14 protein-coding genes are annotated in these 25227 nt (G+C 53.4%); 9 read left to right on the forward strand and 5 right to left on the reverse strand.

The window, feature by feature from the left end; translation table 11 throughout:
• The first annotated feature begins 106 nt into the window (after positions 1–106).
• Both IEW09_RS17140 and IEW09_RS17145 read left to right on the forward strand, forming a co-directional pair.
• Entirely contained in the window at positions 107–1744 is a 1638-nt protein-coding gene (locus IEW09_RS17140) for a VPA1262 family N-terminal domain-containing protein (RefSeq protein ID WP_188555484.1), read from the forward strand.
• Entirely contained in the window at positions 1741–3192 is a 1452-nt protein-coding gene (locus tag IEW09_RS17145; RefSeq protein WP_188555485.1) for a hypothetical protein, read from the forward strand. The genes IEW09_RS17140 and IEW09_RS17145 overlap by 4 nt, the downstream gene beginning before the upstream one ends.
• A gap of 458 nt (positions 3193–3650) precedes the next feature.
• Here the strand turns inward: IEW09_RS17145 and IEW09_RS17150 are convergent, their stop codons facing one another.
• Complete coding sequence (locus IEW09_RS17150) at positions 3651–3962, reverse strand: hypothetical protein (protein WP_188555486.1); 312 nt, start codon at positions 3960–3962, stop codon at positions 3651–3653.
• Between the two features lie 484 nt (positions 3963–4446).
• Here IEW09_RS17150 and IEW09_RS17155 point away from each other — a divergent pair, with 484 nt between their 5' ends.
• The gene (locus IEW09_RS17155; protein ID WP_229739405.1) at positions 4447–7911 is read left to right on the forward strand and encodes a TonB-dependent receptor; all 3465 of its coding nucleotides are present in this window, start codon (positions 4447–4449) and stop codon (positions 7909–7911) included.
• A 202-nt stretch (positions 7912–8113) separates the two neighbouring features.
• Here IEW09_RS17155 and IEW09_RS17160 read toward each other — a convergent pair whose 3' ends face one another.
• The 4 genes from IEW09_RS17160 to IEW09_RS17175 all read right to left on the reverse strand — a co-directional run bounded on the left by IEW09_RS17160 (position 8114) and on the right by IEW09_RS17175 (position 11877).
• Positions 8114–8548 (reverse strand): GNAT family N-acetyltransferase, encoded by a 435-nt coding sequence (locus tag IEW09_RS17160; RefSeq protein WP_188555488.1) that lies wholly within the window; start codon positions 8546–8548, stop codon positions 8114–8116.
• A 161-nt stretch (positions 8549–8709) separates the two neighbouring features.
• Positions 8710–9633 carry a DMT family transporter gene (locus IEW09_RS17165; protein WP_188555489.1) on the reverse strand — a complete coding sequence of 308 codons (924 nt, stop codon included), beginning with the start codon at positions 9631–9633 and terminating at the stop codon, positions 8710–8712.
• On the reverse strand, positions 9633–11036 hold the full coding sequence (locus IEW09_RS17170; RefSeq protein ID WP_188555490.1) for a galactokinase: 1404 nt from the start codon (positions 11034–11036) through the stop codon (positions 9633–9635). Before IEW09_RS17170 ends, IEW09_RS17165 begins: the two co-directional genes overlap by 1 nt.
• Positions 11037–11115: 79 nt before the next feature.
• Complete coding sequence (locus tag IEW09_RS17175) at positions 11116–11877, reverse strand: DeoR/GlpR family DNA-binding transcription regulator (RefSeq protein ID WP_188555491.1); 762 nt, start codon at positions 11875–11877, stop codon at positions 11116–11118.
• A 291-nt stretch (positions 11878–12168) separates the two neighbouring features.
• Here IEW09_RS17175 and IEW09_RS17180 point away from each other — a divergent pair, with 291 nt between their 5' ends.
• From IEW09_RS17180 to IEW09_RS17205, 6 genes are all read left to right on the forward strand, one after another.
• A complete protein-coding gene (locus IEW09_RS17180; protein WP_229739407.1) occupies positions 12169–15531 on the forward strand; it encodes a TonB-dependent receptor in 3363 nt (1120 codons plus the stop codon).
• A 98-nt stretch (positions 15532–15629) separates the two neighbouring features.
• Complete coding sequence (locus IEW09_RS17185) at positions 15630–16397, forward strand: glycerophosphodiester phosphodiesterase family protein (protein ID WP_229739408.1); 768 nt, start codon at positions 15630–15632, stop codon at positions 16395–16397.
• Between the two features lie 322 nt (positions 16398–16719).
• The gene (locus IEW09_RS17190; RefSeq protein WP_188555493.1) at positions 16720–17379 is read left to right on the forward strand and encodes a TetR/AcrR family transcriptional regulator; all 660 of its coding nucleotides are present in this window, start codon (positions 16720–16722) and stop codon (positions 17377–17379) included.
• 122 nt (positions 17380–17501) lie between these two features.
• A complete protein-coding gene (locus tag IEW09_RS17195; RefSeq protein WP_188555494.1) occupies positions 17502–20000 on the forward strand; it encodes a glycoside hydrolase family 2 TIM barrel-domain containing protein in 2499 nt (832 codons plus the stop codon).
• A 385-nt stretch (positions 20001–20385) separates the two neighbouring features.
• Positions 20386–21723, forward strand: a complete 1338-nt coding sequence (locus tag IEW09_RS17200; protein WP_229739409.1) for a glucuronyl esterase domain-containing protein — start codon at positions 20386–20388, stop codon at positions 21721–21723.
• A gap of 42 nt (positions 21724–21765) precedes the next feature.
• On the forward strand, positions 21766–25227 hold the full coding sequence (locus IEW09_RS17205; protein WP_188555495.1) for a glycosyl hydrolase: 3462 nt from the start codon (positions 21766–21768) through the stop codon (positions 25225–25227).

Below are 25227 nucleotides of genomic sequence, written 5' to 3' on the forward strand. Positions count from 1 at the left end.
TCCTCGTTCTTGGAATCCTAGCTGAATCGTAATTTGAGAGGGTATTCTAAAAAGGCTTTCCGGACTAACATCAAGGATTGCCGCCGCAAAGAGATGAAACGATCGCATGCAAGTTGAGAATCAAGACGCGAAGACGCTGAACGGCGGAAATCTGGATGAATTATCACGGTTGCTGGTTCCAGGAACGATTGGCTTCTACAACTTCTTTGACGTGACGGAGATAGTAGCGTTCGCAAATGGTGCGAAGACCCCGATCAACGTATTTACAATCGCCGTGGCCGAGGAGACGACGCAGGAGATCACCGAAGGATGTCGCTTCCTGTCAGGCCGTATCGAGCTCAGGAGCCTCAAGGATTGGAAGTTTGGGATCGTACGTTATTCCCGGCCAATCGCAGAGCTTGATGCGATCATTGCTGATATCGCATCGCGCCAAGTCTGGCGGGCATCTGGCAACGATCTGAGTATTGGCTCGATGACACCCCTGCCATCGAAGCTAGTCCCTTCAGACCGAATCAACTTTGCACCTCTCAATCGGGTGCTCAAGAACAACTTCTGGGATGGATCGCATGTGCTGGAGTGGGCCGATCCCAAGAAGGATCTCGTGCGCCCTTTGTTCGACGATCCTACGAGACTCCAGGAGCTCTCGGATCGAGTGAATGAAGTTGTGCCCATCCGGATCGGCGCACTGTCAGATCGCCTCGGCAATATTATCCTTCAGTTGCCAGTGACCGTCATAACCTCCAGGTTCAACCAGATGAGGCCGAGCAACGGACTCAAGCTAAAGATCGGCTGGCATCCCAAGGCTTCTCCGCGGGACCTCATGGTCACCTGCGAACGCAATTCCGATGGATTCGTTTCTTCATTTAACTCCGTGAGAGTGACGGGGCCAGAAATCGATATTTATCTTACTTCGAGTGAAGGACATTATAGGGCAACGATATCGGAACCGGGAATCGGAACATTGCTTGCGGCAACAGGTGATTTTGACTACTTGTCCGCCGTTCCAATGAACATCAACCTTGTATTGAATCAAACTCGAACCTTTGTTCTAAAGGACGACTCTGGACAGGAAACAGAAAAGAAGGTCGCGATCATCACCCATCAAGCCATGATGGTTGGAGCGCCATACATGGACCCAAACGGCGGTTTCACCCAGGGACGAGTGTACGACGAAGAGATATCGCGACTCCTCGAACAGCGTCGATTTGTTCAGTATGCAAAGGATCCAAGTGCAGCTCAAGCGGATAGAGTCCGGGCTCTGCAAGACATCAGAAAGTTGATAAATGACCATGGAGAAGCTGGCGCATGGCTATGGGATCCGTTCCTGAGCGCCAACGATATCCTGGAGACACTATTCTTTTGCCATCGACATGGAGTTGATCTACGCGGGTTGACGTCAGGTAAAGAACCACCTGAGGACGAGTCGTCTGCTTCGCCGGAAGACTTCGTCACGCGCCAACGGCGCGTGTTTACAGAGGCACGAAGCAACCTTGAAGGCCTTCGGCTGGAATTTCGGAGACGATATGCTTCGCACGGCACGATATTCCACGATCGGTTTCTTATTTTTCCCCGGACCCAACGTCGGCAAACACTTGTTTGGTCACTTGGGACTTCAGTCAACGGTCTCGGCAAAGAACATCACATCCTGCAGCAGGTCGACAACGGACAGGCCATCATGGACGCCTTCTTAGAGCTTTGGAACCAACTGACTGGGCCTGAGCACTTGATTTGGAGAGTCCCATGAGGTTAGCGGAGTTCCAAGATGCGATTTCAAATGCCTTAGACACCGGTGATGTTCTACCGCCGGAAGCCTTGCTGCGGACTCTTGACGGTCAGGTTGATGCCAATCGTTCTTTGATGGATTTGGATCAAAGGAGAGTCGTATTCGAATCGCTGCACGAGGAGTTTCCATTTTTCAAAGCACTCCTTCCAAATCAACCACCGCCGTCGCAAGAGGAAACGCTCCGCGGAATAGGGGTGCTGCGCTGGCTCATCGAGCAGTTTCGGGGATGGTCATCGGCGGGCGATCCAAAGCTCAATCGACTTGCAGCTCTTATCGCGATCATCCAATCGTGCCCATGGGATAGTAATGCATGGTTTCTGCTTGATCACGATGTCCTCTTCAACGCGGAGTTGATTCAGAGACTCCAGAAGTTAATAGCGTCGATCAGAATCGAAACCAATGTTGAGGATTCGAGGGGCGATGCTGAAGCACGAGATGCAACGCTGGCTCAAATCAACAACGCGGAGTCAGCAGCTGACTGGAAGGCGCTGCTACAGATCCGGCGACGGACGGTTTACCTTGCCCAGCAGAACTCAATCATCACCGAGGCTGTGCGTTACCTCTACAGGCACGACCAAGCTGTATTAGTGACTGCTACAGCAGGGATTCGAACTCTTGCTTTTATCCCGCAAATACTCAACGCCCTCACGGTCGAGCAGGCGTTCAATCTTGCCGGCCAGAGCGACAATCAATTGCTTCGGTTGATGGCCATCGATACCACGTTCGACCAGAGGCCGCGGAATCAACCTTTTTCTACAGAGGAAGCTCGTTCTTTGAAGGTTCTCTTGGAGCGGATTGCACTCGACCAACCAGCTTGGCGAACATTTGTTCAGCTCTACAGTGAACAGCCTTCGGCGTACCCAGCTCTTCAACCAACAATAGGGGCAGCCCTCACTACAGCTCCGGAAGCTGCTTTGGACGCGTACGTGGACTGCGTAAAGTTGTCCGCTCCATGCAACATGCCAGATCGCCAACTGGTCGCAATGTGTCTGGACATCTTTCGAAAGGGCTCTAGCGCGGAGCGCAGGCAAAGACTCTGGATGAGAGCATTTGATCGGTGGAAGAATTGGACTTTCGATGGAGTTGGGGAAAGTCTTATGGAGCCGACTCTATCCGAGTTGGACTATGCTGTTGTGGGCTACCTGAAGGAATGTGACGAAACAGGTATTTCTAGGGCAGAGCTGGTGCGTATCGAGAGTGAATTGGCTTCACTCGAAACTAGATGGTTCACGACCGCTGTGGATCTTTATACGACGCGGAACCGACTCATGTCTCGTTTCCAGCCCTATGCACACGCAACTGACCCATCAAGTCAACAAGGCTGGTTGATGGGGAGCGCAAGCTATCGGCCCGACGTGTGCGCTACCTTGTATGCGTCGCTTCGTTACAGCGTCAAAGGTGATTCCTAACAATGCCTCGCAGCATGAGCTGGGAATCTTTTGCGCAGCGCTAAAAGCCGAACAGATCCCAACATGAGTGCGGAAACAATCGACTTCCTAAGCCACTGAAGTCACTACATTTGCTATAGCAGGAGGGTGCTTATGGCCCTTCCATACCCTCGAAATTCGAATAAACAGCAGAACTCTTAGACCTCTGTCCAGATAGACCTCTCAGCCTATGCACGGCAGAGGTCAAGCTCTCATCACCCTGATCTCTTGAGGGTGCTCGCGAGGGTGCTGAAAATTGGAATTTGCGTTTTTCCCAGTGTTTTTGAGTGCTCAAGGGTGCTGTCGTTAGCCATCAGCGCCCATGAAATCATTTAGATACAACCAGTTAGCGTAACTGTCACGGTAGAGGTCAAATGTAGCCCTATCAGCAAAACGAGACGCGCTTCTCGTCACCCACATTTACCGGCTAATATGCCGGTTTATACCGGATTATCCACCAAGGCTACCGGATCAACCCATTTATCCTTCTGTGCTTTTGAGTCACTTTTCGGGGCTGAAGGCAAACTCCCTCCGCCCCGACTTTGCCCCCTTTGGTGATACGAAGTGATACGAAAATCTTGCAAAAAACTGTCTATTGGTGAGAAAATCCGGGACAGAAGGGTACGCTTGAGAAATCCGGCAAACCCTTCAAATTGAGTGGTTTTGCAGTCAAATCTCACAAAGAAAACGGCATAGCGATCACGGGTGTAGGAGCCTTCGAATCCCTCCGCCCCGACCATTGATTCAATCACTTACAGGCTTGTTTATCAGTCTGTTTATTAATTCCGGCGGTCGGCCTTACTCAAACGGTATCTACCTTTGAGGCCCCGCATGGAAGTCCGATTCCTATCTCCATATCAAAAGCACCGGCAATGCAGTTTTGCGCCAGAAAAGCAACTAGATTCTTCCTCGGCGAACCTGTTTCCCATCCAAGCTATAGAGGTGGTACTGCCCCTATTTGGCAATCCAATTCCGCCCGCATTCCTTCCCAATGAATTGAATTAATAATTTCGGCGAAACGATTTCTATTGACACTCGCTCTCAAGCGACTTATATTCCTTCCCGCATCTGGTAGTACCACTTTTAGGTTGTCAATAAGTATTTAGAAACTATATTTCTCCTAATTTGTTTTGCGAGGACAGATCGATGCTAAGCCGAAAGTACCGAAACCTGGCGTTTCACGGGATCGCTTCACTGACCATTTTTGCCGCACTTTTCCTATGTAATTTGCCCTTTGTGAGTGCTCAGAACGCTGGAACCGCGAGCTTGCAGGGCACAGTCACAGACGCAACCGGCGCCGTCATTGCCAACGCGGCCGTTACGCTCACCGATAACGCGACTCACATTCAGCGCACGGCCAATACGGCCAATAGTGGTCTGTACACCTTTCCCAATATTCCGGTCGGCACATATACCCTTGGCGTCACTAACGCCGGTTTCCAGAGCTATACCCAGACCCACATCGTCCTCGAAGTCGGCAGCAGCATCTCTGTCAATGTAAAGATGACGGTAGGCGCCACCGACGAGAAGGTCGAGGTCCGGTCCAACGGTCTCGCTCTCCAGACGGAAGACACTACCTTCAAGCAGACCATCGACAGTCAGACGATGACCGAGATGCCTCTCAATGGACGCCAGATGACTGGCCTCATCACTCTCTCCGGAGGCTCGACCGCGGCCCCAGCGGGTGACTTCACCGGTAGCAAATACTCTTATCAGACCATCTCCATCTCCATCGCGGGCGGTATGGGCAATACCACGATGTGGCGACTCGATGGCGGTGATAACAACGACTATATGGCCAATGGCAACCTGCCGTTTCCTTTCCCTGATGCTGTCAGTCAGTTCAGCGTAGAAGCTGCGGGGCTTGGCGCGCAGGACGGTATGCACACCGGCGGAATGGTCAACGTCGTTACCCACTCGGGAACGAATACCTTCCACGGCTCTGCCTTTGAGTTCATCCGCAATAACTACCTCGACGCCACCAACTTCTTCTCCACCACGAAAGATACCCTGCATCAGAATCAGTACGGCGGTACCTTCGGCGGTCCTATCCTCAAGAACAAGCTCTTTGCTTTCGCCGCCTATCAGCGAACCTCAGCCTCTCAGTCTCAGGCCGCAACCAAAGCCATCATCCCCACGGCTGCCAACCTCGCCGGAGATTTTTCCGTTACCGATCCGGTCGCTACCGCAGCTCACCCAGTAGGCAGCAAAACTCCCGCAGGCTCCTGCAACACCGTCTACACCCAGCTCGTCGATCCTCTTACAGGAGCGGCACTCCCAGGCAACAAATATCCCAGCGCGCCCGCCTACAATGCGCAGGCTCTCGCACTTGAGAAATATTTGCCCGCAATCGATCCTTCCTATGACACTGGCAATTGCGGTGATGTCTCCTACGCCATCCCGTCTCAAACCTCCGACAACCAGTTTGTTACCCGCGTCGACTACACCATCAATCAAAAGAACAATTTCTACGCTCGCTACTTCATCGACGGCTATCAGGCCCCGGCATTCTTCTCTCCAACCAACATTCTCATCACCACCCAGTCTGGAAACCTGCAGCGCGTCCAGAGCTTCACCATGGGCGAGGCTTACACCATCAGCAGCAACATCGTAAACACGGCTCACGCTACTATCCTGCGTCGTCGCAACAATCGTGGATATAACGCAAGCGACATCAACGCCACCACGCTGGGTGTCAATCTCTATCAATATCAACCCAACGGTCTTCAGCTAACGACAACCAACAAATTTACGATCGGCGGCGGCACTAATTCCGTCTCTCACTTCAACGACAACACACTTGCCATCGACGACGATGTCACGATGGTGCGCGGCAAACACCAGCTTGTCTTCGGAGGTCAGTGGGTTCAGAACCAACTCAATATCGCCAACGTCTACGAGGGCAACGGAGTCTTCACCTTCCAGGGTGTCTATAGCTCGAACGGACCCAACGGCGGATCGTCGATTGGTGACGCAAACCTCGACTTCCTCCAGGGAGCCATGTACTCCTTCCAGCAGAGCAAAGAACAGCAGAATGCCCTGCGTGGACCGATCCCCAGTCTCTATGCTCAGGACACGTATCACGCCACCAGCCGCCTGACACTCGTTGGCGGGCTCCGCTGGGCTCCGTCCTTTATGCCTGTTGATTACTTCAATCGCGGCATCGTCTTCAACATGGCAGCCTTCCTCGCCGGCCAGGTCAGCTCTGTCTATCCCAACGCTCCGGCTGGAGCCTTCTTCTATGGAGACAAGGGCGTCTCACGGCAGTTCACCAAGAACTCTCCCTGGCAGTTCTCTCCCAACATCGGCGTATCGTATGATCCCACTGGCAACGGCAATACCGTTTTGCGTGCCGGTTTTGAGATGGCCTACGATCAGGTCAACTTCTTCACCGCGCAGAGAAATCAGCAGAACCCACCCTTTGCCACAGCGATCAGCCAGACCCAAACCAGCACCTCAGGCCCTATGAGCTTCAGCAGCCCCTGGTCTGTTGGTCAGACCACAACCAACCCATTCCCGCAGCCCGTCATCCCCAATCCTGCTACCGCTCAGTTCTTTGCCCAGTCCCAGTACATCGTGCTGCCCAAACAATTCCACCCCTCCTATACCGAGCAGTGGACAGCCAGCGTGCAGCATCAGTTTGCTCACGACTGGCAGGCTCAGCTCCAGTACATTGGCAGCCATACCGTACACGCTCCCATGGGTACACCGCTTAGTGCGGCCGTCTTTATTCCCGGAGTCTGGGGTGCAAATGGCACCGGCTGCACCGGCGTTGTCCTGACCGGCCCTGCAGGCAAGCCCGCGGGCAAAGCCGGAACACCCTGCTCCACAACGGCGAACCAGGCTCAGCGCTTCTCTCTCACTATCCAAAATCCCGCTCAGGGAAATCAGTATGCGGGCGGCGGCGGCGGTTCTAACCTCGTTGCAGACACCAGCATGGCCAACTACAACGGCCTTATCGCCTCTATTCAGCATCGCCTCTCTTCTACCTTCAGTCTCATGGCCAACTACACATGGTCCAAGTGCATGAACATCAACGATGCCTCTGGCGATTACGCTGGCGGTAGCGTTGAAAACCCAGCCAATCCCGGTATGGACTACGGCCCCTGCGGCTCTGACTATCGCAACGTAGAAAATATCGTTCTCGTCACCAAGAGCGACTTCCACTTTGCCAATCGCCTCACCCGGCTTGCGGCAAACGGTTGGGAGTTCGCGCCATTGGTCCACATCACCAGCGGCGCGCCCTTCAACGTCACCTCCGGCGTCGATAACTCCTACACCGACGTCGGCAACGACCGCCCCAACCTCGTCTCCGGAACCTCCGTCTACACGCACCAGGCTCTCCGTTCTGGAACCGGCTCGGCGAATCGCGGTTATCTGAATGTTGCCGCCTTCTCTCAGGTCTGCCCATCCGGTGCTACACCCTTGACCTGCTCCGGATACGGCACCTACGGAAACATCAGCAGAAATGCCTTCCGCGGACCTACGGCCTTCCAGTTCGACGCGCAGGTCTCCCGTATCTTCCCCATCTACGAGAGGCTGAACGCAACCTTCCGGCTGGAAGCTTTCAACGTACTGAACCACCCCATCTTCGGTACTCCAACCGCAGGTCTCTCCTCATCCACCTTTGGCCAGATCTCGGGCCTCGCAGCTAATACCAACGCCAGGCTCTTTCAAGGGTCGATCAAGTTCAACTTCTAACCCGCAGCTTATAGAAAGAGCAACCTGAGATTTCGCCGCAGCCGTTTTATGTATGCGGCGGAGTTACAGATCAAAACAATAACCCGCTTCAGTCTCCTCGCATTTCTTTGTCGAGACTGAAGCGGGTTCTTTGATTTCCTTACTTCCGGACAGTCTCCTGCAAACGCTAGTCGACGCTATTATTTGAGTGGTCTCTCGCGATCTATTGAAGACGCTCCATATAACAATTGGGATGTGTGGTGAATTGAAAGTCGAGACCAAGGTAAAACGTCTGAGCGTCGTGAGTGATTAGCGCTACTCGTTTCAGATTTTTTAAGTTTGGGTGCTCTAAAACGCAGCGGATCAACCAAGATCCCAAGCCCTGCCCTCTTCGCTCTTCCACAATGTATACATCGCATAGATAGGCGTAGGTGACACAATCGGTGATCACCCTGGCAAGACCAATTTGCCTGCCGCTTTCAAGAAGAGAAAAGCAAAGTGAGTTATGCAGTGCGAGGGCGAGAGATTCCTGAGTCAACCCCGACCACCATTTTGCCTGCTTAAGAAACCCAAATACTGTGTCCTTATCCAGGAGATTCGGGTCCGTGGAAATAACAAAATTGTCCTGCTCTCGGAGAAAATAATTCACATAACCCACAGTACCCTCTTATCGTTCAGCTTTTGGAATCCCATTCACGAGCGTACATTATTATGGTAATTATTTCGGACTGTGCCACAAAGCAGTTGTGTTAAATATTAACAATAGTGGCAGTTTGAGAAAGTCTCCCGTTTAGGAGAGCGGGTTATGCCGGGTGAGAATTAGAGGGCGTAATCGAATCGAAAGAGAATCAAGGTCGCGAAGAGAACGATGGCTGCTCCAAGAATCGATCGGGGTGCAAGCCGTTCTCTGAGAATGCTAAAGGCCAGCGCCACTCCGAAGAGAGGCATTAGATAAAGCGATGCCGATGCAATGATGACATCTACAGTTCCAAGTGCTCTGAGGTAGAACACCATCGAAACTCCGTAAAGGAAGACGGCGAGATATCCAAATGTAGCCCATTGAGTGAGCGTAAGTTGCGTGAGGCCGTTGAAGCAATGTGGCTCAAGAATCAAGAGCATGGGCAGACTAAAGGCGGTTGTAGAAAGATAACTGAAGAACAGCGTTTCGATCCCGGAGAAATAATTCAGCAGCCGTTTGGAGTAGACATTGTAAAAGGCGGAACCGAGGCAGCCGGTAGCGATCAGAATATTTCCTGCGAGTTCGTGTGTCCGAGTTCCGGACCCGGCTGTACTATGCAGTGGCGAGAGTAAAAACACCCCGGCGAGACCAAGCAGCAGCGCACCAATGCGAAGAGTTGAAAGACGCTCGTGCAATAACAACACGGCAATAAGTGCCCCAAAGATGGGAATCAGCAGACTGAGGATCGCTCCATTCGATGCTGAAGACCAATTGACACCAAGCGTCATACCGACTTGCGCTGTCAACTGACCGCATATTCCAGCCAGAAAAAATTCGCGGCGCAATCTCCACGCGGCCCTGAACTTTTGCGCGACGTTTCTCTGCGTGGCCAAAATTCCGAGGCCAAGGATGGTGATGAAATAGATCGGAAGAAGCGCAATGGCCAGCGGTTCTAGACCTCCGCTGAGGAGCTTGACCGCTACACCCTGTCCTGCCCACAACAGATTTGCAGCCATCAGCAGCAGAACTGCGGAGAGCAGGCGGTTGCTCCGTCGCGAAGGCACTATAGGATTCCCCGTGCTATGCGAAGCTCAAAGGTACGGATTCCAAAAGCATCGACTCCACCTGAGCTTCCCTCAAAAATGTGAGGCATCGCATCGAGTCCGGCGGCGTACTTCCGGGCGACGGAGTGGATGGCGTCCTGGTCCCCGGAGCTACCAAGGATCGCAACCACGCCGCCCGCGCCACCACCAGTCATCTTTGCACCGATAAAGCCGGCGTCGAGTGCGCATGACACCAGTTCATCGCAAGCCTCGGAACCGAGGCCGCATTCTCTGTAAGCAACATGTGACTGATAGAGTATCTCTCCAATGAGCTGAGACGAATTGTTTGATCGAGTTCTATCGGCAGATTCGAACAGTGTTCGTATCATTTGCACTCGAAGATTCTCTTCGGTTGCGTATCGAACTGCTGCACGAACGGGATACGATCTGTCAGGATCAACTTTTGTGAACGGATCGACATGTTCTCCAGCACATTCCAAAAACTCACGCCCGCTGAGCAATTCCGGTAACACACTTTCGTACTTTGAGCGAAACTCCGACGGCGTGAGGTTCGATAGATAGCCATGCCACCGCGAGTCGGTCCAGCGCGGTATTCCCGACATCTTCGTTGGAATCACATCAATTCCTTCGCGCTGGCAGATCAGCTTGTATCCGATAAAGGCTGCGGCACGAGCAGTTTCGTAGGGAGCTCCGGTGGTCGAGCGAGGAACCATGGAATCGATGCCCCAAAACTGAAGATCAGCAGGCAACATTACAGGGGGAGACGGCTGACATGGCTGACAAAGCATGGGAATAAGGTGATTTTCTACTCCCAGGACAATCGCAGCCTGATCCATGATGCCGCACGCCGCACCAACTATGATGTTCTCTACCCACTGACCGGCCGTTGCTAGCACAATGCCGTCAAGAGAAACTCCCCACGCGGCTGACGCCGCTTTGAGAGTTGCAACTTCAAGCGCAGCAGAGGAGCTTACACCTTTATTGGGAGGAAGATCCGACGAGATGAATAGATCCATCCCGCCAGCACAGCCATAGAACTCCTTCAAGAAGTAGAGCGCGCCCAATATGTAACAACCCCAGTCTGAACCTTCTATTTGCCCACAAAATAAACGAAGACCTTCTGGGGTGCGAAGGTCATCGATCCGAAGTTCTAAGTAAGGCTCCCAGCCAAACTGTTCTGCCCCAGGGTTGAGGATGCGAATTGCATCATCGGTTCGCGGCTGAACTGCGACCCAAACGGCCTCGCGAAGAAGGCCCTGCAAAACCATGCCCCCGGTGTAGTCGACATTGCCTCCCATTACATCGAGTCGACCAGGTGCACGGGCCACCCACAGCGGTTTGTTTATAGCAAAAAAACCGTGAGGTGCGATCGCAGCGGCAACCTGATCTTCAAAGAGGCTCATTTCCAGTTGGCTCTCAACAGGACATACTTTCTTCGTTATCAGGCTACCGAATTGCTATACACAGAACGTTAATAGGAGTTCATTCGGCGACCTGCACCTGCGCGATTCGGCTCAATCGTGCGAGGTCTTCACTGGAAATGCCTTTATCGGTCAAGATCAGATCACAATCCTCAATGCCACAGAGACGATAGGTGGCTTCGGTTCCTATCTTGCTGCTGTCGACTACGAGAACCTTCTTTTTACCTGCCTGCAATAATTCACGTTGTGCATCGGGATCGTGAACCATAACTCCACGTGTGAACGATATGGCGGCGGCGCCAAAGATTACGATGTCTGCATAGATTGAGGTAAGGCTCTTTGCAACGGCATGTCCGATGAGGTCGTGGCTACTCGAACGATAGACGCCACCGGTAAGTTCGACGCGAATTCCTTCTGCAGAGGTAAGTTCCTCCAAAACAGAGAGCGAAAATGTGAACACCACCACATTTCGCCGCACGCGTAGCTCTCTAGCTACATAGAGAGTGGTTGTTCCTGAATCGAGAACTACGGATTCCCCATCGTGTATCAGCGCCGATGCCGCGCTGCCAATGCTTTGCTTGGCGTGTGACATCTTCTGCAGACGCTCAAAAAAACTCCGCTCTGCTCCTCGCCAGTGTTCAATCCGTGCTCCTCCCGGAATCCGAATTACCTGGCCGGCCTCGACTAATTTTTGGAGGTCGCGCCTGATCGTCATCTGTGACACGCGACATGCCTCTGCAATCTCACCGATTGAAGCGGATGTGTTTATTTTTAACATTTGGATGATCGAATCGAGTCGAGAGTGTTCTGCAGTTTCACTCATTTTCATTCCATTCTCAAGGTACAGAGTTAGAGTCCAATCGTCGCATTTTACGTGGATAAGTCAAAAAAAGAAACTATGCGTGCCTCTATGAGCTATTCAGATTCTCGTCCTGTTGTCGTGTAATTATTTATCAAAATATCTACATATTTTGTCCCTTATTAACATATCCCTGTTATTGTCTGGCTATCGAAGCTGAATCTGTGTTGAGCCTTCCTCGCTGATACGGAGCAGTCGCCGTTTTATTGCCTTATCCGTCACTCTCTACGAACGTTTTCAAATTCTGGGGATCATATGCATTGCGTTATCTATACCTTCCTTGTCTCCATCTATCGCCGATCCCTCTCTAGCGAGGGCCGCATGTGCCGCCGGGCTCTTCAGGCAGGCACTGGTCTGGTGTTGCTGATTGCTCTTATCGTTTCTAGCTACCCCCTCTATGCCCAAACCTTTTATGGCTCGATCAGCGGCGTCGTTAAAGACCCAAGCGGAGCGGTGCTGCCGGGAGTGGTTGTTACCGTTCATGAAAACAACACCACTACCGAATACAAGTCCGTAACTAATAATGTCGGGGTCTACCACATCTCTTTTCTCAAACCGAGCACCTATACCGTTCGTTTTGAAAAAGATGGCTTTGCCCAGTACGTTACAGCCGGACTAAATATCGTTCTGAACCAGGAGTTGGTCGTCAATGGGACATTGAAGCTCGGAACAAACTCCGAGGTCATCACTGTCACCGGTGCTGCAAGTGCGCTCAACGACACTAACCCGCAGATGGGCGGGGAGCTCAACACACAGGAGCTCGTCGATCTTCCTGAAAGCACTGGCACCAAGGGTGCGAATGAGTTTCTTATTACTAAGAGCTTTGCTGGGGCTTCCAGTACCAGCCAGGATTATTCCAACGTCAACAACCTTTCGTTGGGTGGCGGAAGGCCTGTCGACAATCCCATCATCATCGACGGCCTTCCCAGCAACATGGGTGTCGATGGCACCTATGGTCTTATCCCGACGCCCGACTCCACCGAAGAGCTCCAGGTTTTAACGGCTCCTTTCTCGGCTCAGTACGGACAGAGTGGTGGTGGCGCCATCCTTACTACGACAAAGTCTGGTACCGAGAAATTTCACGGCAGCGCCTTTGAGTCTTACAGCTCTCAGGCTCTTAATGCGCTTGGCTACTTTACTGCTCCCGGTGCGGTCATCAATCCATCGTCCTTCCACTACTTTGGTGGATCAATCGGCGGCCCTGTTCTGATTCCAAAGATTTTCGACGGTCGCAAACATCGCCTCTATTTCTTCACCGATTGGGAAGACACCCTCACCCATGCAAGTTCTCCGTTCAATACAGTTGTGCCCACCGCGGCAGAACTGAACGGAGACTTCTCGGGGCCCTCGCCACAGGGAGGCCCGACTGCCACAATCTACGATCCTCTGACGACCAAAGTTGTTGGCAAGACGACTGTTCGAACACCCTTTCCGGGGAACATCATTCCTAAGTCTAGGCTCGACCAAATCGGTCTGAATATCGCATCTTTCTTTCCAAAGCCAAATTGCAATCTCAACAATAACAACTACTGTTCCAATCCCACTTCAGTCAGCAGCTACCTCTATAACGCCAGCCGCATTGACTATAACTACTCCGACTACGATCACATCTGGGCAAAGTTCTCGCGAGACGGGCCGAGGAACCAACCTACTATCGACATTCCCAACGCGGCGAATACCTCGGCATTCAATGGTTGGACTGACGATCACTACGAAGTTTCGTGGAGTCATATCTTTTCTCCCCGCATCTCCAACGAAGCCCGCTTCGGCTACGTTTCGGAGGAGAACTTCAGCTCACCATTACCCGCTAATGCAAGCGCGATCGGTCTGCAGGGTGTTCCTCTCACCCAATTTCCTTCTGTCTCGACAACGGAGTATGCCAGCTTTGGCGCAGGCTCTTTTGAGAGAACGAGAGATGGCCATTACATTCTGAACGACGCGATGGTCCTCCAGATAGGGCGCCACAGTCTCTCAGTTGGAGGCGAGTTTATGAGATACGCCTATAGCTATTACACGCCAGGCGTTCTCGCTGGAAAATATACCTTCTCAGGAATGTTTACTGCTGTGCCCGGACAGACTGGGATCGGTCTCGCCGATATGTTGCTTGGCTTGCCTGCCACCACAACGATCAACACGACGAATACGATCTTCCACGAAAATCTTAACTACTTTGCAGGCTACATCCAGGATGACTATAGGCTTTCAACAAACCTCACGATCAACCTGGGGCTGCGCTATGAGTTTGACGGTCCGTTCTCCGAAGAACATGGCAACATGTATACCTTCAATCCCAATATCATCGATCCCGCTACAGGGAAGCAGGGTGGAATTCAATTCGCGGGCTACAACGGTGCTCCCCATAGTCTCATTCCGAATATCTATACCGGAATCTTGCCGCGAGTAGGCTTCAATTACTGTCTCTTTTCCAACACCACTTTACGCGGTGGCTACGGAATTTATCAGCTTCCCAGCATTGGTTTTGGTACCACAGGACTTACTTCACCCTCTACAGTCAATGCAACCTTCCAAAGCCCTGATGGTGTTACTCCGGCTTACGAACTCTCGCAAGGGGTTCCTGCCTACTCTCCCAATGTCGGCCCCAATGGTCAGCCGCTGATACCGACCAGTCTGACCAAACCTTCATCGAGCGTCACCCAGTTGCCGCTACATGCTGTTCTTCCGTACCTACAGGAGTGGCAGTTGGGCATTCAGCAGGATCTCGGTCGTAACTGGATCGCAGAGATCGACTACGAGGGCAATCATGGTGTACATCAGCCCATTAATCTACCGATAAATCAGATCGCTCCAACAGCGAACTGTTGCCTGGGGCTGAAGACTGCTCAGAGTCTTCGTCCTTATCCCCAATTCCTTACGATCTCTAGTCTCACCAATGGCGGAGCATCGGCATATGCGGCTCTCCTCGCAACGTTGAGTCATCGCTGGAGCAACGGTATCTCGGCTCGTGCCGCCTACACGTGGGCCCATGGACTGGATGATGTCGATGCGCCATCGCGTGCCGATGCCGTATTCGTTCAGAACTATTACAACCTGCATGCGCAGTGGGGTACTGCGATGACCAATATTCCTCAGCGTTTCTCTCTCACGGGTGTCTATGCTCTGCCCGTTGGATCGGGAGGCAGATTCCTTCCGCATACGCCGGTGGTTTCTCAGGCCATTGGGCACTGGAAGATCAGCACGGTGGCCCAGTTCCAGATGGGGTATCCCTACAACGTCTCGCAGGGAGATGGTCTCAATATCTTCTCGGGAGGCCAATACGCAACGAAGATAGGCAATCCCAACATCGCCCACGGTTCGCGCACAGTACAGAAGTGGTTTAATACCGCAGCCTTCACAACGACTCCAGCGGATACTCTCGGCAACGCACCCCGCGCGTCGCTGTATGGTCCTGGCCAGAATGTATGGGATCTCAGTCTTATGCGCGATATCCCGCTGTGGGAGCACGCCGCCTTCACCTTCCGCGTCGATGCGCACAACGCCTTCAACCATCCACAGTTTTCTGGCTTGGGAACATCACTCACTAACACGAAAACTTTTGGCACGGTTACCGGCGCTCAGGATCCGCGCATGCTGCTCATCGTTGGTCGCCTCAGGTTCTGAGGGAATGCAACCACAACCACTTCAACTAATAAAAGGACAAATAAAAAATGCGTAGCTTTATTCTGAAGCTCCTGATCGGTTCCACTTTCGTATGTAACATGGCTTTCGCTCAAACAGCGTGGACTCCGAAGGAGGACGGAAAGACAATTAAGGTTATTGCTCACCGTGGTGAACATCTGCATCACCCTGAAAACACGTTACCTGCCTTTCAGGCTGCCATTGATGCAGGTGCCGACTACTTTGAACTCGATGTTCGCACTACCTCGGACGGTAAATTCGTCCTCATGCACGACAGTACGCTCGACCGCACCACCAATGGTACCGGCGAGGTCTACAAGCATACCTTCGCTGAAATTCGTGCGCTCGACGCGGGAATCAAATTTTCCCCAACGTTCGCTGGAACCAAGGTTCCCACGCTCGATGAAGCTCTCGATCTCGCCCATGGCAAGATCAACGTTTATGTAGACACGAAGTATGCCGATCCGCAGCAACTAATCGACACCATTGTCCGCCACGATATGCAAGACCACGTTGTGATCTATGGCAATCCCTTCTTTCTCTATGAAGTGCACAAGATTCGTCCAACTCTGAAGGTCATGCCAGAGGCTCTCAGCCCGGACATCTGCAAGCTCTTCGTTCGGGCCATGCAACTACAGGTCATCGCCTTCGACGCCAGCGATTTCAAAGATCCTGTCATCGCCTGTGCCAAAGACGCAAATGCGAAGATCTTCGTGGACCGCCTTGGTGACGCCGACAACCCGGAGGCATGGCAGAAAGCTATTGACGAAGGTGCAGCCGGTATCCAAACTAACCTTCCTGCCGAACTGGCCGTATATCTGCGCGCGCACAACATGGCCACTCACTAAGAACTGAATGAGCCGAATGCCGAATACTTGGGCCAACTGCTGGTCTGGTCATCCGGCGATTAGTACCGAAAAGTTGTTTTTCTGGTACTAATCGCCATCGGCTTGTCAGATGATTTGGCGATTTATAGTCTTCTCTGCAGCCACAGCGTTCTGGATTTGCCAATCTAAAAGTTGCGGCTAATGCTCATGTTTGCAATCTCCCCTTTCTAAAAATTTTGAGGAGCCATGCGGAATTTTGTTGACAACTCCATTGCTGTTGATTTCGTATCAATCATCCAAATTTGGACATAGTATTCGAATTTGAGGGAGATGGTTTCTTCGCATGCTCTCAAAGACTTCAAATGTGTCGAGTGCACCCTATCGTGTTCATCGCGAAAGGCAGCGACGCCGCATCATGACTGCGGCGCAGAAGCTCTTCGACGTGGACGGCATTGACCGCGTCACGATGGCGAACATCATCTCTGCGACAGGCATTCGGGCCTCGACGCTCTATGAGTATTTTTCGAGCAAGGATGAGATTGTCTGGGCTCTGGTCGAAGAGTTGATGGTGCAGTCGTCCGCGAGTATTCGCACTTCGATCGACGACGCGACGGGATCAGCCTTGGTGAAGATCACGGCTCTGTTGCAGGCTCTGGGAGACGAGTTGGTGCAACATTCTGCGCGGGTGCGTTTTATGGCGCAGTTCGATGCGAGGTATGCGTTCGACTGGTCGGTTGAGCGTCTTGTGGCGCTTGAAGAACAGATATTTCCCGGTCGCTTTGAGGAGCTTTCCGCTCTGATTCGGGATGGCATTGCGGATGGGTCACTGCGCTCTGACCTCGATCCGGAGCTTACCTTGCACGCTATCGTGAACGCCGTTATTGGAGCTCAACGACGGTTGGCATCCCTGGGAAGCCGGGTGGAAAAGGAGTACGGCCAGCCCATCGAGCTCCTCTTCCGAGAAACAGTGCGCATCCTGCTGCTTGGCTTGCGTGCGACCTAGTTTGTAACTGCAACGAATGACGCCTTACTTATTGATCGCAAAAAGGGAGACTTACGATGCAAAGAGCACACCGTTTGATAGTCCCGACCGTTCTTGCTGCGTTATTTTTGTCGGCTGCTTCTATGAGGGCAGAGCAGTCACGGTCGCCGCGCCAACAACTCAACGCAGATGCGAATTGGAAGTTTCTGTTGGGCGATCCTGCCAATGCCGAAGCGCCCTCTTTTCAGGATGGCAGTTGGCGAACCGTGGATCTGCCGCACGATTGGAGTATCGAGCAGGCTCCAAACGAGAAGAATGCAACCGGTTCGGGCGGCGGATACTTTCCTGCCGGTATCGGCTGGTATCGAAAGACCTTTTCTGCTCTCGGCAGTTGGAAGGGGAAGGAGGTGAGTGTTGAGTTCGATGGTGTCGCGTCGAATGCGACCGTTTATCTCAACGGGAAGAAACTCGGCATTCATCCTTATGAATACACCAGCTTCCGATTCGATCTAACGCATGACCTCGATTTCTCCAAGGCAAACATTCTTGCCGTGCGTGTCGATGACTCACAACAGCCAAGCAGCCGCTGGTACAGCGGATCGGGCATCTACCGGCATGTCAGGGTTGTTGTGACAGAGCCGCTCCATGTCGTTCCATGGGGAGTCTTTGTAAGCACATCCGAGGCTACAGATACGAGTGCGAGTGTTGTGGTGCGCACCCGGCTGCAAAACGACTCTGCCAGTGCGGACAACGCGACCTTGAGGACAACGTTGCTTTCAGCCTCTGGGCAGCCGGTTGCGAAGGAGCAGTCGCAGGTGCAGGTAGGAGCCGGATCGCACGAAGAAGCGAGTCAGACGATTGCAGTGGCAAGTCCTGCTCTCTGGTCTCCCGCAACTCCGACGCTCTATCGTGCCGTTACGGAGGTGATACGAGGCGGCAAAGTCGTGGATCGGGTCGAGACCAGCTTTGGCATTCGTACTCTCTCGTGGTCGGTTGATAAAGGGCTGCTGTTGAACGGAAGATCTATCAAGCTTGTAGGCGGAAGTGTGCACCACGACGATGGGCCGCTTGGCGCTGCGGCGTTTGATCGGGCGGAAGAACGCAAGGTCGAACTGCTGAAGGCCGCGGGGTTCAATGCTGTGCGCACAGCGCACAATCCTCCGTCGCCTGCTTTTCTGGATGCCTGTGACAGGTTGGGACTGTTGGTGCTGGACGAGCCATTCGATGTCTGGACCAAGAGCAAGGTGAAGTACGACTATGCGCGTTTTTTCAACGATTGGTGGCAACAGGATATCGACTCGATGGTGCTGCGTGATCGGAACCATCCATCGATCATCGTGTGGGGCATTGGCAACGAGATTCCCGAAGCATGGACTCCGAAGGGCGGTCCGCTTGCAAAACAGCTTGCCGACCGTGTACGCGCACTCGACACCACCAGGCCTTTGACTGAGGCGTTTCCGGGGGCGACCTACACGCCCAGCACGGATGCAGTGATGTCACATCTCGATATAGCCGGCTACAACTACAACCTGAAGCAGAACCAGGCTAAGGACCATGAGCGGGTTCCGAGCCGGATTATGATGACGACCGAATCGCTACCTTCGGCTGCATTTGATAACTGGAAGCTGGCTCACGAACACTCCTATATCCTTGGTGAGTTTGTCTGGACCGCGATGGACTATCTGGGAGAGTCGGGAATTGGAAGCTGGTCTTACGCGACGCCGGAACAGGCTGGGCAAGTAGCTCAGGTTTCTTCGATGATGAATCAAATGATGGCCAACATGGGAGCCGATGGAAAAGATCCCTTCGAGGCAATGGCGAAGCAACAGAATGCAGCGCCAAACCCGATGATGAAGCTGATGTTTCCTGGTTTTCCGTGGCACGCGGCAGATTCCGGTGATATCGACCTGACAGGCTTTCGCAAGCCGCAGTCCTACTATCGCGACATCCTGTGGAACGGTGGAGACAAGGTCTTTGCGACGGTGCGGTTGCCGGAGCCGGAAGGGAAGAAGATCGTTGCGATTGGTTGGTCGGTCTATCCAACGCTGCCAAGCTGGACATGGCCAGGACGCGAAGGCAAGGAGATGCAGGTTGAGGTCTATGCCAATACCGAAAAGGTGCGGTTGTATCTCAACGACAAGCTTGTAGGCGAGATGCCAACAGGTACAGAGCAGCAGCGAAAAGCCCTATTCACTGTTGCCTACGCGCCGGGCACGCTGAAGGCTGTTGGAGTCAATGGAGATCGCGAGGTCACAACGGACGTTCTGCACACAACAGGAGATCCGGTAAAGATTCGTCTTACGCCTGATCGCAAAGTCCTGCAGGCAGATGGCGAGGACCTCTCCTTCATCACAGTGGAGGCGGTGGATGCTCACGGGCTAATGCAGCCGAATGCGGCAGCTGAAGTGAATTTCACGATCAGCGGCCCCGGTACGATCATCGCGGTAGGGAATGGAGACGGAACAAGCACGGAGTCTTACCAGGGAGACCAGCGTGCGCTCTTTCATGGACGCGCGCTTGTTGTTGTGCGTACGTCCAGAACGGCTGGATTCATTCGGCTGAAGGTTACTGCGCCGAGCATGGCTTCGGCTGAGATAAATCTTCATACAGAACCGGCAAAGCCAGGGATGGAGTTGCGATAACTTATAAAGCATCGGTCTCCGTAATAACGCATTGTTATGGAGGCCGATGCCAGGCACTAGAATGGCCCTGTGAACCGTCGCGAGCCATGGGAGATGACGATCCCTGTGTTGCCGGGAAATCTACCAAGGTAAAGCGAAGCTTCGTCTCCCCGCAAAGACGTCACTGGCGCTTCGCTTCCTGCGCCTTAAGCTGGAGCGAATCGTTGTGAGCTGATCCGCAGCATTTGCCTGACTTTCTGCTTTCGATAGGTTGTCGAATGCTTTGCAACTCACGCATGAGCGGTGGGTTGCTTGACAACTGTGCCTGCGGAAATTTAATGTTCGCTGGTATAAATTTCCCTGTAGAAATAAATTCAAATATGGTGCTCTTCTGGAGCTCATTATTATGACACTGAAGTTTGTATCCTCTCTCTGCGTTATTTCCTTCACTGTACTCACCATGAAGGGCCAGGCTCCGCCTTCAACTCCGCCTGCTCCTCCAGTCTCAAAGCCAGCCCCGAGTGTGGTTGCCGGCATTCCGGTGAACTATGACCAGTCAAAGGTAGGCACTTACACGCTTCCCGATGCGCTGAAGCTCGACGATGGGAAGGAAGTGCGTGATGCGAAGACCTGGTACAAGAAGCGGCGTCCCGAGATCGTTCGCCTCTTCGAGACGCAACAGTATGGTATTGCGCCTGGGCGTCCGGCGGACGAAAGCTTCGAAGTAGTGGACAAGGGAACGCCCGCGTTGAACGGTACGGCGATTCGTAAAGAGATCGATATCCATCTCTCCAAAGATCCATCATGGCCGGTGATTCATCTGCTCGAATACATTCCGGTAAATGCGAAGAAGCCGGTCCCGATGTTCTTCAGTATCAACTTTGGGGCGATACAGAATGCAGTGAATGATCCGGGGATTACTCCACAGAAGGTCTGGAGCCCGAAGACAAATACTCTGATTGTGCCGCCTGCGGGCCGAGGTTTCGGGCGTCTAGACGTGCAACCGATACTTGACGCGGGAATAGGTGTAGCTGCTTTTTATTACGGAGATATCGATCCCGATGATCTCGAAGGATTCTCCAACGGCATTCGCGCACGATATCTGAAGCCAGGCGAGACTAAGCGCGCCGCTGACGATTGGGGCTCGATCGCAGCATGGGCATGGGGGATGAGTCGCGTCGAAGATTATTTCGAGACGGACAAATCGGTCGACGCGAAGAGGGTTGCGATTCACGGTGTCTCGCGTCTTGGCAAGACGGTTATGTGGGCTGGCGCGCATGACCAGCGCTTCGCCGCGGTGATCGCAAGTTGTTCGGGAGAGGGTGGTGCTGCGCTAAGCCATCGCGACTATGGCGAGACCATCGCGCACCTTACGGCCCCTACCCGGTATCCGTATCAGTTTGCGGAGAACTTCGCAAAGTATGCAGGCTTTCCGGATACGGCTCCGATGGATGCGAATATGCTGATTGCTCTGATCGCTCCGCGGCCGCTACTGCTGCAGACGGGAAGTACGGATGACTGGTCCGACCCGAAGGGAGAGTTTCTGGCCGCCGTCGCCGCTGGCCCCGTCTACAAGCTGCTCGGCAAACAGGATCTCGGGACCGATGTATGGCCTGCAGCGAAGACACCGATCTTCAGCAATGGCCTCAACTACTACATGCACGAGGGCGGTCATGGCATGGTGCCCAGCGACTGGGACATCTATGTGCAGTTCCTCAAAGCACAACTTCACCCGGAGCAATAAGTTCGCTTCGAGCTATCAGCGCGATTACCTGCTGGAGATATTATGGTGCCGAAACGTACGGCTATCGGTTTGACGATTGCTGCCGCTACTCTTGCTGCTGCAACTCTTGTCTTCGCACAAAATGCCTCTCAGCCACTGGAACAAGACGCATTGGCAAAGGGGTTTATCAACCCTCCAGATTCGGCTAAACCTCGCATCTGGTGGCACTGGACCAATGGCAATGTCACCGAAGACGGTATTACCAAGGATCTGGAGTGGATGAAGCGCGTAGGCATTGGCGGCTTCCAACTAGTGGACGTTGCTTTGGGGAATGGACAGGTTGTTGAGCCGAAGATCCACTTCGCCACGCCCGAGTGGTATCACGCTGTGGCGCATTCGGCCACGCTCGCAAAGCAACTTGGACTAGAGATGTCGATCTTCAGTTGTGCAGGTTGGAGCGAAGCCGGAGGTCCGTGGGTAAAGCCTGAGATGGCGATGAAGCGGCTGGTGTGGAGCGAAACCGATGTTGCCGGGCCGGTAGATTTTTCAAATAAGCTGGCAGAGCCGCCTTCGAACGAAGGGCCGGTTCGCGATTCAAACGCAGGCTCCACGCCGGACGCACCGCACTTCTATGCCGACTCTGCTGTGGTTGCATACCGCACTCCAGCCGATGAAGTGTCAATGGCTTCGTTGCATCCCAAAGTCACGACGAACAATGGACCGATCGACGGCACACCGCTGCTCGATGGCAGCCTGATGACATCCGTGAACATCGCTGCTCCAGCGGACGGCAGGTCGGCATGGTTGCAGTACGAATTCGCACAACCCTACACCGCGCGCGCCCTATCGTATGGCGCTCACGGGCGCATTCCGGTGGGCCGCATTCTTGCAAGCGACGATGGCGTACACTTCCGCACGATTCTCGACACGCCCGGCCCACAGGGATATCACAGCGCCAGCATTCGCACCTTCGCTTTTCCGGCTGTCACTGCAAAGTACTTCCGTGTCGAACTGGATGGCGCAGGCCTACTTCCCGCTGCTGTGATTCATGGTGCTCCTACTGTTCCCGCGCGTGAATACACGCTGACAGAAGCAATCTTTTACTCAGATGCTCGAGTTAATCGGTGGGAGGATAAAGGAGCTTTCGGCAGTCTGATGGACAGGTACGATGTGGTGCCTACGCCTTCTGCGCCTGCAGCCGCCGAAATTGGTAGCGACAGCATCGTCGACCTCACCCGCAAAATGGACAAAAACGGCACGCTGCACTGGAATGTCCCTGCCGGGCACTGGACGATTCTGCGCATGGGCTATGCACTGACTGGCGCAAGGAACCGCCCCTCTGTTCCAGCCGGCAGCGGTCTCGAGGTCGACAAACTCAGCTCGAAGTATGTGCAGCAATACTTCAAGGGATACATGGATCCTATGCAGCAGCATCTGGGCGACTTGATCGGATCGACGGTGCAGTACATGACGATGGATAGCTGGGAAGCAGGGATGCAGAACTGGACCGACGATATGCTCGCGGAGTTTCAGCGTCGTCGCGGCTACGATCCCAGACCATATCTTCCAGTCCTCGCAGGACGTGTCGTTGGAAATGCCGATATCAGCGATCGTTTTCTATGGGATTTTCGTCGGACACTCGCTGATCTTTATGCGGGTGAGTTTTACGGCACTATGGATTCCGAGCTGCACAAACTGGGAATGAAGGCATACTCGGAGGCATCGGGAGTAGCGCTCGAGATTCCAGAGGACACACTGCTCAATAAGAGCCACATCGATATTCCGATGGCTGAGTTCTGGGTCCATGCGCTGCATCCAGAGTCGATGTACTACGTCGATGTTCGCGGCGCTGCCTCAACCGCTCACGTCTACGGCAAACCGTTGGTGGCGACGGAGTCGTTTACCGGCGGAGGCTACGAATCTCCTTATACCTTTAAGAAGATTGCGGATTACTGGTTCGCGCAGGGCGTTAACCGTCTTGTCTTTCATACCTCAGCCGAGCAGCCCCTCGACACCAAGCCCGGCAACACAATGGTTGGCTCTCATATCAATCGCAACATTACATGGGCCGAGCTCGGTAAGCCTTTCATGACCTACATCGCCCGTGTCTCTTACATGCTTCAGCAGGGCGACCCGGTTGCCGATCTTGCGTACCTGTTACCCGAGGGCGCACCTTCCACGATGCCCTTCTGGGGCAGCGGCCTTCAGCCTGCGCCACCTGCAGGCTACGATTACGACTATGTAAATACTGACATCCTACTGCACCATACCAGCGTGATCGCTGATGGACGCATCCATGTTGATGGCAGTACTGAGATGCCCGATGGCATGACTTATCGCCTCCTTATTCTTCCGCCAACGACGAAGATGACGCCGGAGGTTCTGCATAAGCTGCATGATCTGGTGGAAGCGGGAGCAACCATCGTCGGGCCGCGACCTACGCACTCTCCGAGCTTGCTCCATTATCCTGAAGCCGATAATGAGGTGCGCTCTCTTGCCACCGATCTATGGGGCGATATGGATGGAGTTACCTTCACGCAACACGCCTTCGGCAAGGGCATGACCTACTGGGGGCTTTCGCTGAATGAAGTCCTCAGCCGCATCGACGCACCGCCTGACTTCGCCTCCTCCAAACCGCTCAATGCTCCTCCTGTCTGGATTCATCGGCGCACGTCAGATGCAGATATCTACTTCGTTGCCAATCAGGCCGATGCGCCTGAGCATATCGATGCGCGTTTTCGTGTGGCTGGAAGAGACGTTCAGGTCTGGCGGCCTATGAATGGAGAGATGACGGATAACAAAGCAGGCGATACTGTGGGTTACTCAACCGTTGCCTACGTGCCGAATCGCATCGGCAATCGGCAACTGGGACTTCAGCCTGCGGCCTACACCGAGGTATCAGGCTTCACCACTGTTCCGCTCGATCTCGCCGAGCGCGAGTCTGTCTTTGTCATCTTTCGCCATCCGGCGCATGGAGACTCACGCGCGACATCCGAGCCTATCGATCTTCGGCTCGCTACACTCAAAGGTCCATGGACTCTGACCTTTCCGTCGCACTGGGGAGCGCCGTCCAGCATCCAGCTTGCGAGTCTCACTTCTTGGACTTCGAATAGCAACCCGGGTGTGAAGTATTTTTCCGGTACGGCCACGTATTTAAAAACTGTCGAGGCTCCGGCTTCGTGGTTCCATACAGGTCAACACATCTGGATTGATCTTGGCACTGTTCGCGATATCGCAGAGGTGCGTGTAAACGGAAAGTCTGCGGGGTTAGTCTGGGCCCCTCCATACTATGTCGATGTCACACCGCTTCTTCATCCGGGAGCGAACAAGCTTGAGATTGCGGTGACGAACGAGTGGACCAATCGGCAGATAGGTGACCGCCTATTGCCAGTTAGTCAAAGAATCCTCACGCCTCCGGGCGGACCTCCAGGCCGCTCGAGTGGTATCTTTCGTCAACCTCAGGAGTTGCCTGAATCGGGCCTGATCGGCAATGTCGAATTCTTTGCCCAGCGAAATCCGCGATAA

Origin of the sequence: Edaphobacter dinghuensis, from assembly GCF_014640335.1 — a bacterium.
GTDB classification, from domain to species: domain Bacteria; phylum Acidobacteriota; class Terriglobia; order Terriglobales; family Acidobacteriaceae; genus Edaphobacter; species Edaphobacter dinghuensis.